An 11,361-nucleotide genomic window follows, 5' to 3' on the forward strand; every position below is an offset into this window, starting at 1 on the left:
TATAACGACCTATACTCACTGGCCGTGAGCGAAGAAACCCGCCGCCCTCGCGCGCCCATCACCGAATCCGACGTCCTGGCCTGGCTGGAGACAACGGCCGCCGCCGTCCAGGCGGGGGAGGTGAGCGCCCAGGAGCTCATCGACATCCTCGGGGAGCTGCGCCGCGCTTCGGCCGCTTGCGCCGACGCGTCCGACTGGGCCCTGCTGGCCGCCCGCGAAGGCGGCGCGAGCCTCCGCCAGATCGCGCCGGTCTTCGGCAAGGGGTACGTCCGGGCCCCGGCCGCGCGCCTGGAGAAGCTTCACCGCCAGGCCCAGAACGCCGACCAGTGGCTGGCCATCCTCCGGCACAAGCAGACCGCGTGAACCGCATCGCGCTCGGCCTGGCCGCGCTGGGCCGGCCCGCCTACATCAACCTCGGCCGCGAGGGCGCGCTGCCGCCGGAGCGGGACGTCGAATCCATGCGCTCCGCGACCTTCGCGGTGCTCGACGACGCCTACGCCGCGGGGATCCGGCACGTCGACGTCGCCCGCTCGTACGGGCGCTCGGAGGAGTTCCTGGCCGGCTGGCTCGCCGAACGCGGGCACGTTGACGTCGAGGTTTCCAGCAAGTGGGGCTACGCGTACGTGGGGGACTGGCGGCTCGACGCCGACGTGCACGAGGTGAAGGAGCACTCGGCGACGCGGTTCGCGGCGCAGTGGGCGGAAACCCTGGCGCTGCTGCGGGATCGGGTCGGCCTGTACCAGGTGCATTCGCTCACTGTGGACAGTCCACTGTTCACCGACGAACCGCTGATCGAGGCACTGGCGGAGCTTTCCGCGAACGGCGTCGCGGTCGGGTTCTCGACGTCCGGGCCGGCGCAGGCGGCCGCGATCGAGCGGGCGTTCGCGCTGGAAGTGGCTGGGCGGCCGGTGTTCTCGGCGGTGCAGTCGACGTGGAACGTCCTGGAACCGTCCGCCGGGCCGGCGCTCGCCGCGGCACACGCGGCCGGGAAGCGCGTGCTGCTCAAGGAAACCCTGGCCAACGGGCGGCTGGCGGTCGAAGCGCCGGCGGCGGTCCGCGGGATCGCCGCCGCGCACGCGACCGGGCCGGACGCGGTCGCGGTGGCCGCGGTGCTGGCGAACGACTGGGCGGACCGGGCGGTCATCGGCCCGGCGAGCCCGGCCCAGCTCGAGGCGAACCTGCGCGCCACCACGGTGGACCTGGGTGCGGCGGACCGGGATTCGCTGGCCGGCCTGGCCGAGGAACCCGGCGCGTACTGGCGACACCGGTCCTCCTTGAAGTGGGACTGAGCGGCTGCACTACCCTTCGCAGGCACGAAACCGACGACAGGAGGCCGGGTGCGTCATCGTCAGGTGGTCGCCTTGGCCGCGGTCGCGCTGGTGGGCTTGACGGCCTGCGAAGGGCCCGATCCGAACAACCTCGAGACCTACTACGACGATCCGGCGCCGACGTCCGCACCGGTCACGACCACCGAAGTGCCGGTGAGCCCCGCGAAGGCCGCGCCGGTCGCGCCGCCGGAGCCCGATCCCGGTCTGCTCGCGGAACCCGCGCTGCTGTCCGACGTGGACGTCGCGGAGGAAGGTGTGCAGCCGGCCTCGAACGAGGTCGCGGGATGCCTGGCGGACGGGCCGTCGGCGGGCAGCCGGACCGCGACCTGGCGCTACCCCAGCGGGTCGATGCTGAGCCACCGCGTCGTGGTGTTCCCGGACCGGTCGGCCGCCCAGGCGGTCGCGGAGAACGAGTGCCCCCCTGGCAAGCTGGTGAGCGTCCCCGTCCAGCCCGGGGTCGAGCGGCAGCAGGCCTGGAGCGACGGCAAGACCTGCACGGTGTTGCTGGCCAAGGGAGCGCTCGTGTCCGAGCTGACGGTCTCGGCGAGCACCGAGGCCCGCGCGGTGGATGCGGCGAAGCGGCTGCTGCCCGCGATGACGGCGAAGCTGGCTGCTCAGCCGTAGCGGCGGAACCACTCCTGGACGCCTTCGCGGCCGTCGGGGATGAAGGGGAGTTCCGGAGCCGGGTCATCGATCCAGGCGCGGAGATCTTCCAGCGGGATCCAGCGGCCTTCGACGATCTCTTCGGCCTGGTGGTGGATCGGACCGTCCCAGCGCACCTCGAAGGCGAAGTTGTGGCAACGGTTGTGGCCGTCGTCGTAGACCTTGGTGAACAGCGGGACGGGTTCCACCCCTTGGACACCCAGCTCTTCGGCCAGTTCGCGGCGGGCGCAGTCGGCCGGTGACTCACCGGCGGCGACCACGCCGCCGGCCCAGCAGTCCCAGGTCGAGGGGAAGACGTCCTTCGTGGCGGTGCGGAGGTGCACGTAGACGGCCTTCCCGTCACCCGAACGGACCAGCACGACCCCTGCGGCGTGCCACAGTCCTTCGGCGCGGAGGCGGCTCCGGCGGGTCGCGCCGACGACCGAGCCCGCCTGGTCATAGAGCGCAACGAGTTCGTCACTGCCTGGCATGGGTGCATCGTTCCACTAGGACGACCCCGTAGGGTGGTGGACATGCGGCGGATCATGGGAACCGAAGTCGAGTACGGCATCTCCGTGCCGGGCGACGCGACGGCGAACCCGGTACTCACCTCGACCCAGGTCGTGCTGGCCTACGCGGCCGCGGCCGACATCCCGCGGGCCCGGCGGGCGCGGTGGGACTACGAGGTGGAGTCCCCGCTGCGGGACGCGCGCGGGTTCGACCTGACCGGCCCCGGCGGGCCGGGGCACGACCCGGACGTCGAGGACCTGGGGGCGGCGAACGTCATCCTGACCAACGGGGCGCGGTTGTACGTCGACCACGCGCACCCGGAGTACTCCGCGCCCGAGGTGACGAACGCGCGCGACGCGGTCATCTGGGACAAGGCGGGCGAGCGGGTGATGGAGGAGGCCGCGCTGAAGGCGGCGTCCGTGCCCGGCCAGCCCCAGCTGCAGCTGTACAAGAACAACGTCGACGGCAAGGGCGCGAGCTACGGCACGCACGAGAACTACCTGTGCGCGCGCTCGACGCCGTTCACCGCGATCATCGCCGGGCTGACGCCGTTCTTCGTTTCGCGGCAGGTCGTCACCGGGTCCGGCCGGGTCGGGATCGGCCAGCAGAGCGAGGAGGCCGGGTTCCAGCTCTCCCAGCGTGCGGACTACATCGAGGTCGAGGTCGGCCTCGAGACGACGCTCAAGCGCGGGATCATCAACACCCGCGACGAGCCGCACGCGGACGCGGACAAGTACCGGCGGCTGCACGTCATCATCGGTGACGCGAACATGTCGGAGTACTCGACATACCTGAAGGTCGGGACGACGGCGCTGATCCTCGACCTGATCGAGTCCGGCATCCGGTTCGACGACCTGAAGCTGGACGAGCCGGTCAAGGCCGTCCACCAGATCAGCCACGACCCGACGCTGAAGGCGCAGGTGGCGCTGGCGAACGGGAAGAAGTACTCCGGGCTGGACCTGCAGTTCGCCTACCACGAGATCGCGTCGCAGAACCTGGAGCGCACCGGCGCGGACCAGGCCTCGAAGGAGGTCCTGCGGGTCTGGGGCGAGGTCCTGGACGCGCTGGCGCGCGACCCGCAGGAGTGCGCGGACCGGCTGGACTGGCCGGCGAAGCTGCGCCTGCTGGAGGGGTACCGGCAGCGGGACCAGCTGGCCTGGGGCGCGCCGCGGCTGCGCCTGGTCGACCTGCAGTATTCCGACGTGCGGCTGGCGAAGGGCCTGTACAACCGGCTCGTCACGCGCGGGTCGATGAAGCGGCTGGTGACCGAGGAAGAGGTGCTGGCCGCGGTGACGACGCCGCCGTCGGACACGCGGGCCTACTTCCGGGGCCGGGCGCTGGAGAAGTACGCGACCTCGATCGCGGCGGCCTCGTGGGATTCGGTCATCTTCGACGTCGGCAAGGAGTCGCTGGTGCGGATCCCGACGCTGGAGCCGCTGCGGGGGACGAAGGCGCACGTCGGCAAGCTGCTGGACGAGTCGGCGACGGCTGAAGACCTGGTGGAGGCGCTCACCGGTTCGGACTAGGCGGTACGCACCAGTGATCGCGGCGTTGCCCCGAATGTCGGGGCCGCTGGGTAGGCTAGGAAACATCAGCCACACCGGGAGGCGAGATGGCCCAGGAAAAGATCGAAAAGCACGGCGGCGGCGACTCCGACGAGGAGTTCGACGACACCGGCGCGGCGGGTCAGGAGCGGCGCGAGAAGCTCGGCGAGGACGTCGACACGATCCTCGACGAGATCGACGACGTGCTCGAGGAAAACGCCGAGGACTTCGTCCGGGCCTATGTGCAGAAGGGCGGCGAGTAGCCGCTCGGGGCGCTGCGCCCCAGCCGACCGTTCAGCCGGCGGCCGGGGTTCCGCGTGGAGGCGACCGTGGTCCGGTGGGCCGGGGTCGCCCGGCGCGGGGCCTGCGGCCCGCACAGATGGGATTTTTGAGCACGTATGGACAACACCAGGGGCATCTCGGGTCCCGCGCTGCCGGCCGCGTACTTCTCGTCGGCGACGTCGTCGTTTTCGGACTTCTTGCGGGTACAGGCGCCGGAACTGCTTCCGGAGCGACGGGTGGGCAACGGCGTCGCGGACCTGGGCGTGCCGCACGGCACGACGATCGTCGCGCTGACCTTCGCGGGCGGTGTGCTGATCGCGGGTGACCGGCGGGCGACGTCGGGCAACCTGATCGCGAGCCGCGACATCGAGAAGGTGCACGTCACCGACGAGTACTCGGCGGTCGGCATCGCGGGTACGGCCGGGCTGGCCGTGGAGATGGTGCGGCTGTACGCGGTGGAGCTCGCGCACTACGAGAAGATCGAAGGCGTTTCGCTGTCGCTGGACGGCAAGACGAACAAGCTGGCCGGGATGGTCAAGGCCAACCTCGAGATGGCGATGGCGGGGCTGGCGGCGATCCCGTTGTTCGTCGGGTACGACCTGGAAGCCGAGGACGCGAAGCACGCGGGCCGGATCGTGTCGTACGACGCCGCGGGCGGGCGCTACGAGGAGAACGGCGGCTACGCGGGCATCGGCTCGGGTTCGCTGTTCGCGAAATCCGCGCTGAAGAAGCTGCACGACCCGGACGCCGACGTCGAAGGCGCGACACGAGTGGCGGTGGAGGCGCTGTACGACGCGGCGGACGACGACACCGCCTCGGGCGGGCCCGACCTGGTGCGCCGGATCTTCCCGAGCGTCGTGACGATCACCGCGGAGCACGGGGCCGTGCAGCTGTCCGAGCGGGAGACGGCCGCGGTCGCGGAGGCCGTGGTGGCCGGGCGGATCGAGCGCCAGCAGCGCCGGCTGTCCTGACTCCGGAGCTGAACCAGTGAACGTTGGAACACCGAAAGACCTGGAGCGCACACCGTGACGATGCCGTTGTATGCCTCTCCCGAGCAGCTGATGCGGGAGCGTTCCGAGCTGGCGCGCAAGGGCATCGCGCGCGGCCGGAGCGTGGTGGTGCTGAAGTACGCGGGCGGCGTGCTGTTCGTGGCGGAGAACCCGTCGGCGACGCTGCACAAGGTGTCCGAGATCTACGACCGGATCGGGTTCGCCGCCGTCGGGCGCTACAGCGAGTTCGAGAACCTGCGGGTGGCCGGCATCCGGCACGCGGACCTCAAGGGGTACCAGTACGACCGGCGTGACGTGAGCGCGCGGGCGCTGGCGAACGCGTACGCGGCGACGCTGGGCAGCATCTTCACCGAGCAGCTGAAGCCGTTCGAGGTGGAGGTCTGCGTGGCGGAGGTCGGGGCGAGCGCGGCGGAGGACCAGCTGTACCGGCTGACCTACGACGGGTCGATCTTCGACGAGCCGCAGTACATCGTGATGGGTGGCCAGAACGAGAAGATCGCGGCGAAGCTGAAGGAAACGTTCGAGGACGGCCTGGAGCTGCAGGCGGCGCTGGGGCTGGCGGTCGCGGCCCTGCGCACGCCGACCCAGCCGGCGCCGACGGCGTCTTCGTCGGCCGGTTCTTCTTCGTCCTCGTCTTCGGCGGCGAACTCGGCGGCGAACGGCAACGGCGAGACCGACCCGCCGATCAAGCTGGAGGTGGCGGTCCTGGACCGCGACCGCCCGCGGCGCGCGTTCCGCCGCCTGACGGGCACGGTGCTGGACTCCCTGCTGCCGGTGCCGGACCCGCAGGGCGAGGAACCGGAGAGCAAGCCGGAAGGCGAGTAGGACTTCGCGAAGGCGGGGGCGTGGTCGGTGACCGCGCCCCCGCCTTCGTCATGCGGGCCGGCGGGCGAAGGCGAGCAGATGCGCGCTGGCGTGGACGAGGTGCGGGTCCCGCTCGACGATCCGGGCGGCGCGCAGGGCGGGTTCGACGAGTTCGTCGAACCGTGAGAGCCCGGCCGCGTCGAGTGCGGGCCACGAAGGACCTTCGACGCCGAAGACGGCTGTCCCGGTGAAGCCCGCGGCGGCGACTTCGTCGTGGAGTTCGGTCGCCGTGTGCCAGTGCGTGGCGACGAAGCCCGCGTGGCCGTCGTAGGCGCCGGTCTCGATGACCGTGCGGACCGGGCCGACGTGGCCGGGGGTGAGCGTGCCGGCGGCTCCGGTCTCCAGCAAGGAGAGGTACCGGCTGATCCCCGCCGCGGCGAGCAGGCCTCCCGGGCGCAGCACGCGCCGGGCTTCGGCCAGCGCGCGAGCACGGTCGCCGGCGCCGGTGAGGTGGTAGAGCGGGCCGAGCAGCAGGACGACGTCGTAGGTGGCTTCGGCCGCGTCGAGGTCGCGCGCGTCGCCGGTCGAGGCCGTGACGCCGGGCAGTGCCGCCGCTCGGGCGACGTGGGCCGGGACGAGGTCGACCAGGTGCACCGGGTGACCGTCGGCGGCCAGCCAGGTGGCGTGGACGCCGGTGCCGCCACCGACGTCGAGGACGCGGGCACCGGCGATGAGGTGCCGGCGGAGCAGTTCCCGCGTGCGCAGGTACTCCAGGCGGCCGTGCGGGGTGCGGGTGAGCCGGTCGTCTTCGGCGGGGCCGGTGGCGTAGTGCGTCGCGAGGTCCATGCTCCAAGATCCCAGGCCCGGCAATCGGATTTCAGGACGTCGCGGGTGCGGCCCGGAAGTTCTGGTCGGCGAAGGCCAGCAGGTACGGCAGTGTCGCCCGGGCCGTGTGCCAGGTGTGGTTGAAGCCGCGTTCGGCGTGGACGACCGCTTCCTGGCCGCGGGCGTGGAGGGCGTCGGCGATGCGGTGGGCCGTCGTGACGTCGGTGGGTGCTCCGGTGCCCACCGCGAGCATCACCGAGATCGGCGCCGGAAAACTCATCGCGGGCAGGTAGCGGCGCGGGGTGTTGGCGGCGATGGCCGCCCGGTCGCCGCCGAGGATGCCGACCGAGTCGTTGAGGTCGTCGTACGGCAGGGCGATCAGCAGGGTGCCGAACTCGTCGACGTGGTGCAGGCCGATGTTGAGCGCCCCGAAGCCGCCGCCGGACATGCCGCCCAGCGCCCGGTGGCCGCGGTCGGCGAGGGTGCGGTAGCGCTGGTCGATCGCCGGGACCACCGTGCGGGCGAGGTAGGTCTCCAGCTGCGGGCCGCCCGGGACGTCGAGGCATTCCCAGTCGGTGGCGGGGTTTCCGGCGGTCAGGTCGACGCTGACCACGATCATCGGCCCGATCACGCCGCCCCGCTGCAGGGCGAGCAGGGTGCCCGGGGCGTCGCCGGAGGTCAGCCAGTCGCGGGGACCGCCGAACGGGTAGCCGTGGATCAGGTAGACGACCGGGTAACGGCGGGCCGCGTCGGCGTCGTATGCGGGCGGCAGGATGACGTAGTTGCTGCCCGACGGGACGCCGTGGGCCGGGTCGGGCAGGTTCACGACGTCGATGCGCTGGCCGGCGGCCGCGGTCCCCGCGCCCGGGTGCGGTGCGGACGGCGCTTCGTCGCCGTCGTCGAGCAGGCGCCCGGCGAGGTTGACGACGCCGGGGCCGCGTTGCAGCAGGCGGGCGAGGTCGTCGGAGGTGCGGACGTACCCGACGTAGCTGTTCAGGGCAGTGACTGCCGCGAGCAGCAGCAGGACGCCGAAGGCGGTGCAGCCCCAGCGGCGCACCCGGCGCCGGTGCCACACCGCGATGACGGCGGCCAGGACCGCGACGGCGGCCGAGGCGAGGGCGAGCCAGATGAGCGGGGACTCGAACGGGCCGATGTCGCGGGCGCGCGCGGTGATGTCGCCGGGCAGCACCGGGTCGGTGGCGGCCCGGTGGAGGCCGCTCGCCAGGCCGTGCCCGCCCATTCGATCCCCGCTCGTCCCCGGTTCGCGGGCAGGATCGCCCGCATCTCGATCAAGACGCTAGCCAGGGACGGCTGTGGGTTCGTTGAGAGAAAGTAAAGAGATCTCAAGGACGGTAGATGGTCAGGGCGCTGGGCCTCGACCGGAAGCGGAACCGGGTGCCGAGCGGGCCGACCTCGCCGTCGGTCGCGACGCGGCGGTGGCCGTCCAGCAGCTCGACGTCCAGCTCCGCCACGTCGAGCTCCTGGTAGACGTGGCTGGCCGCCAGGCTGCGGGTGACCATCGCCAGCAGGAACCGGGCCCGGGAGTAGGGCAGGTCGGCGCGCAGGTAGCGGACGTCGAGCAGGCCGGTGTCGAGCGCGGGCCGCCGGCTGGGCGCGAAGCCCTTGGGCGCGTACGTGCCGTTGCCGACGAACAGCAGCCAGACCTGGGTGAGCTTGCCGTTGAGCCGCACGGTCAGCGGCTTGGCGTGGCGCAGCGACCGGGTCAGCGCGATCACGGCCGAGGGCCACTTGGGGTGCTTTTCCTGCAGCTTCTCGCGCAGCCGGACCATCTCCGGGTAGCCGCCGAGGCTGGCGGTGTTGACGAACCAGCGGTGCGCCGTGTCGCCGTCCGCCTCCGTGATCTCGACCTCGCCGAGGTCGATGCCGACGGCGTTGCCGATCTCGGTCGCCGCGTCCGCGTCGGGCATGGAGGTGACGCCGATGTCGCGGGCGAAGTGGTTGAGCGTGCCCGCCGGGATCAGCGCGAGCGGCAGGTCGCGTTCCGCGGCGACCGCGGCGACCGCGGCCACGGTGCCGTCACCGCCCGCGACGCCGAGCGCGCGGACCGTCCCGCGGGCGTCGATCTCGCTTTCGAGCTGGGCGATCAGGTTCCGGTCGGGGTCGGGGTAGAGGATCTCGGCCTTGGGCCAGGCGTGCCGGGCGTCCTCGGTCGGGTCCTGGCCGTCGATGCCGGATTTCGGGTTGACCAGCACGAGCATGTCGTCGCCGTCGATCATCTCGGGCGCGTCCGCGTCGTGGGCGGTGCGGCCCGGGACGTCGTCGTGCAGTGGCCACCAGTGTCGGGTCGCCAGGCCCACGCCGACCCCGATGCCCAGGCCGACGCCGACGTCGGAGGGCCAGTGGACGCCGGTGTGGACGCGGGAGTAGGCGACGGCCAGCGCGAGGGGCGCCACGACGAGACCGGCACGCGGCGACTCCATCGCCACCGCCGTCGCGAAGGCCGCCGCGGAGGCCGAGTGGCCGGACGGGAACGAGGACGACGTCGGGCGTTTCCGCAGGCGGCGACGCACCGGCGTCTCCTCCTCCGCCGGGCGGCGGCGGGGGAACAGCGGCTTGCCGATCAGGTTCGCCGCGGCGCTGGCCCCGGCGATCGCGACGACCCCGCGCAGCGCCCCGCGCCGGGTCTCGCCCTTGCGGACGGCCAGCGCCGCGGCGACCCCCCACCAGAGCCGGGACTTGTTCGCCGATCTGGACAGCGCCATCAGCACGTCGTCGGCCCTGGTGGCGGGCAGGGCAGCGCTGCGCCGCATCAGGGCGCGGTCGGTCCGGCCTACTTGCCGGAAAGCCCGGATGAGCTCGTGTGCCAAGGAGTTGCCTTCCCCGAGTAGTCAAGAGCAGTGCTCCAATCGTGCCTGAATCGGGGAGTTTTCACCGTCTGTGGCACACCGGGGGCGTGTCGACGCCCGAACGGCGCACCGTCGATGGGGGTCCAGCGCCTACTCTGGTGGCATGCAGCGGCGGATCTTTGGCATCGAGACCGAGTTCGGGGTCACGTGCACCTTCCACGGACAGCGCAGGCTCTCGCCCGACGAGGTGGCGCGCTACCTGTTCCGGCGAGTCGTCTCGTGGGGACGCTCATCGAACGTCTTCCTGTCGAACGGCTCCCGGCTCTACCTGGACGTCGGCTCGCACCCCGAGTACGCGACGGCCGAGTGCGACGACCTCGTCCAGCTGGTCACCCACGACAAGGCCGGCGAGCGGATCCTCGAGGACCTGCTGGTCGACGCCGAGCGCCGGCTGGCCGACGAGGGCATCGGCGGCGACATCTTCCTGTTCAAGAACAACACCGACTCCGCGGGCAACTCCTACGGCTGTCACGAGAACTACCTGGTGACCCGTGCGGGTGAGTTCTCGCGGATCGCCGACGTGCTGCTGCCGTTCCTGGTGACCCGGCAGCTCATCTGCGGCGCCGGCAAGGTGCTGCAGACCCCGCGCGGCGCGGTCTACTGCCTGTCCCAGCGTGCGGAGCACATCTGGGAAGGCGTCTCGAGCGCGACCACCCGCTCGCGGCCCATCATCAACACCCGCGACGAGCCGCACGCCGACGCCGAGCGCTACCGGCGCCTGCACGTCATCGTGGGCGACTCGAACATGGCCGAGCCGACGACCATGCTCAAGGTCGGCTCGGCGAACCTGGTGCTCGAGATGATCGAGGCCGGCGTCCAGTTCCGCGACTTCACCCTGGACAACCCGATCCGGGCGATCCGCGAGATCAGCCACGACCTCACCGGCCGCCGCCAGGTGCGCCTCGCCGGCGGGCGCGAGGCCTCGGCGCTGGACATCCAGCGCGAGTACCACGCCCGCGCCGTCCAGCACCTCAAGGACAACGGCACGACCCCGGCGAACGAGCGCGTCATCGAGCTGTGGGGCCGGGCGCTGGACGCGGTCGAGCAGCAGGACTTCGGCAAGATCGACACCGAGATCGACTGGGCGATCAAGCACCGGCTGGTCGAGCGCTACCGGCACAAGCACGACCTGGACCTGTCCAGCCCGCGGATCGCGCAGCTCGACCTGGCCTACCACGACATCCGCCGGGGCCGGGGCATCTTCGACCTGCTCCAGCGCAAGGGCCTGGTCCGCCGGGTCACCGACGACGGCGAGATCGAGGCCGCCAAGGACACCCCGCCGCAGACGACCCGGGCGAAGCTGCGCGGCGACTTCATCGCCGCTGCCCAGGCCGCCGGGCGCGACTTCACGGTCGACTGGGTGCACCTGAAGCTGAACGACCAGGCCCAGCGCACGGTCCTGTGCAAGGACCCGTTCCGCTCGGTCGACGAGCGCGTGGAACGCCTGATCAGCTCGCTCTGACCCCCGCCGACGCGGGCACGGCGGCCGAGACCACCAGGGCGAACACGAGCAGAACCACACGCACGACACGCATGGGGGCGATCCTGC

The 11,361-nt window shown here is 71.8% G+C and carries 12 protein-coding genes; 8 read left to right on the plus strand and 4 right to left on the minus strand.

Features of this window, described 5'->3' with window-relative positions; genetic code table 11:
• Positions 1-24: 24 nt before the first annotated feature.
• Genes AB0M83_RS23420 through AB0M83_RS23430 form a run of 3 tightly spaced genes read left to right on the plus strand, consistent with a single transcriptional unit; the run spans position 25 to position 1,952 of the window.
• On the plus strand, positions 25-363 hold the full coding sequence (locus tag AB0M83_RS23420; protein ID WP_364520281.1) for a hypothetical protein: 339 nt from the start codon (positions 25-27) through the stop codon (positions 361-363).
• Positions 360-1,289: an aldo/keto reductase gene (locus AB0M83_RS23425; RefSeq protein ID WP_364520283.1), complete on the plus strand. Its 930-nt coding sequence runs from the start codon at positions 360-362 to the stop codon at positions 1,287-1,289. Before AB0M83_RS23420 ends, AB0M83_RS23425 begins: the two co-directional genes overlap by 4 nt.
• Positions 1,290-1,337: 48 nt before the next feature.
• Positions 1,338-1,952 carry a hypothetical protein gene (locus AB0M83_RS23430; protein ID WP_364520285.1) on the plus strand — a complete coding sequence of 205 codons (615 nt, stop codon included), beginning with the start codon at positions 1,338-1,340 and terminating at the stop codon, positions 1,950-1,952.
• Here the strand turns inward: AB0M83_RS23430 and AB0M83_RS23435 are convergent.
• On the minus strand, positions 1,943-2,461 hold the full coding sequence (locus AB0M83_RS23435; protein ID WP_364520287.1) for an NUDIX domain-containing protein: 519 nt from the start codon (positions 2,459-2,461) through the stop codon (positions 1,943-1,945). The two genes, AB0M83_RS23430 and AB0M83_RS23435, sit on opposite strands and share 10 nt — an antisense overlap.
• A 42-nt stretch (positions 2,462-2,503) precedes the next feature.
• On the opposite strand from AB0M83_RS23435, the gene dop reads away from it, so the two are divergent.
• From dop to prcA, 4 genes are all read left to right on the plus strand, one after another.
• Positions 2,504-4,006: a depupylase/deamidase Dop gene (gene dop / locus AB0M83_RS23440; RefSeq protein WP_364520289.1), complete on the plus strand. Its 1,503-nt coding sequence runs from the start codon at positions 2,504-2,506 to the stop codon at positions 4,004-4,006.
• An 86-nt stretch (positions 4,007-4,092) separates the two neighbouring features.
• The gene (locus tag AB0M83_RS23445) at positions 4,093-4,287 is read left to right on the plus strand and encodes a ubiquitin-like protein Pup (protein WP_013226725.1); all 195 of its coding nucleotides are present in this window, start codon (positions 4,093-4,095) and stop codon (positions 4,285-4,287) included.
• A gap of 135 nt (positions 4,288-4,422) precedes the next feature.
• Positions 4,423-5,277, plus strand: a complete 855-nt coding sequence (gene prcB / locus AB0M83_RS23450; protein WP_364520291.1) for a proteasome subunit beta — start codon at positions 4,423-4,425, stop codon at positions 5,275-5,277.
• A gap of 54 nt (positions 5,278-5,331) precedes the next feature.
• Entirely contained in the window at positions 5,332-6,141 is an 810-nt protein-coding gene (prcA, locus tag AB0M83_RS23455) for a proteasome subunit alpha (protein WP_364520293.1), read from the plus strand.
• Positions 6,142-6,189: 48 nt separating this feature from the next.
• Here prcA and AB0M83_RS23460 read toward each other — a convergent pair whose 3' ends face one another.
• The 3 genes from AB0M83_RS23460 to AB0M83_RS23470 all read right to left on the minus strand — a co-directional run bounded on the left by AB0M83_RS23460 (position 6,190) and on the right by AB0M83_RS23470 (position 9,773).
• Positions 6,190-6,966: a class I SAM-dependent methyltransferase gene (locus tag AB0M83_RS23460; protein ID WP_364520295.1), complete on the minus strand. Its 777-nt coding sequence runs from the start codon at positions 6,964-6,966 to the stop codon at positions 6,190-6,192.
• Positions 6,967-6,997: 31 nt separating this feature from the next.
• A complete protein-coding gene (locus AB0M83_RS23465) occupies positions 6,998-8,185 on the minus strand; it encodes an alpha/beta hydrolase-fold protein (protein WP_364520297.1) in 1,188 nt (395 codons plus the stop codon).
• A gap of 103 nt (positions 8,186-8,288) precedes the next feature.
• On the minus strand, positions 8,289-9,773 hold the full coding sequence (locus AB0M83_RS23470) for a phosphatase PAP2 family protein (protein ID WP_364520299.1): 1,485 nt from the start codon (positions 9,771-9,773) through the stop codon (positions 8,289-8,291).
• A gap of 142 nt (positions 9,774-9,915) precedes the next feature.
• Between AB0M83_RS23470 and pafA the strand changes: the two genes are divergently transcribed.
• Positions 9,916-11,274, plus strand: a complete 1,359-nt coding sequence (pafA, locus tag AB0M83_RS23475) for a Pup--protein ligase (protein WP_285478434.1) — start codon at positions 9,916-9,918, stop codon at positions 11,272-11,274.
• The last annotated feature ends 87 nt before the right edge of the window (positions 11,275-11,361 follow it).

It is taken from the genome of Amycolatopsis sp. NPDC051106, from assembly GCF_040682775.1.
In the GTDB taxonomy this organism is placed as follows: domain Bacteria; phylum Actinomycetota; class Actinomycetes; order Mycobacteriales; family Pseudonocardiaceae; genus Amycolatopsis.

What these genes read in the sequence shown, in the direction of transcription:
- AB0M83_RS23435 (WP_364520287.1), bottom strand. Translation starts at nt 2,461, where the DNA reads ATGCCAGGCAGTGACGAACTCGTTGCGCTCTATGACCAGGCGGGCTCG.
- dop (WP_364520289.1), top strand. Translation starts at nt 2,504, where the DNA reads ATGCGGCGGATCATGGGAACCGAAGTCGAGTACGGCATCTCCGTGCCG.
- AB0M83_RS23445 (WP_013226725.1), top strand. Translation starts at nt 4,093, where the DNA reads ATGGCCCAGGAAAAGATCGAAAAGCACGGCGGCGGCGACTCCGACGAG.
- prcB (WP_364520291.1), top strand. Translation starts at nt 4,423, where the DNA reads ATGGACAACACCAGGGGCATCTCGGGTCCCGCGCTGCCGGCCGCGTAC.
- AB0M83_RS23460 (WP_364520295.1), bottom strand. Translation starts at nt 6,966, where the DNA reads ATGGACCTCGCGACGCACTACGCCACCGGCCCCGCCGAAGACGACCGG.
- AB0M83_RS23465 (WP_364520297.1), bottom strand. Translation starts at nt 8,185, where the DNA reads ATGGGCGGGCACGGCCTGGCGAGCGGCCTCCACCGGGCCGCCACCGAC.
- pafA (WP_285478434.1), top strand. Translation starts at nt 9,916, where the DNA reads ATGCAGCGGCGGATCTTTGGCATCGAGACCGAGTTCGGGGTCACGTGC.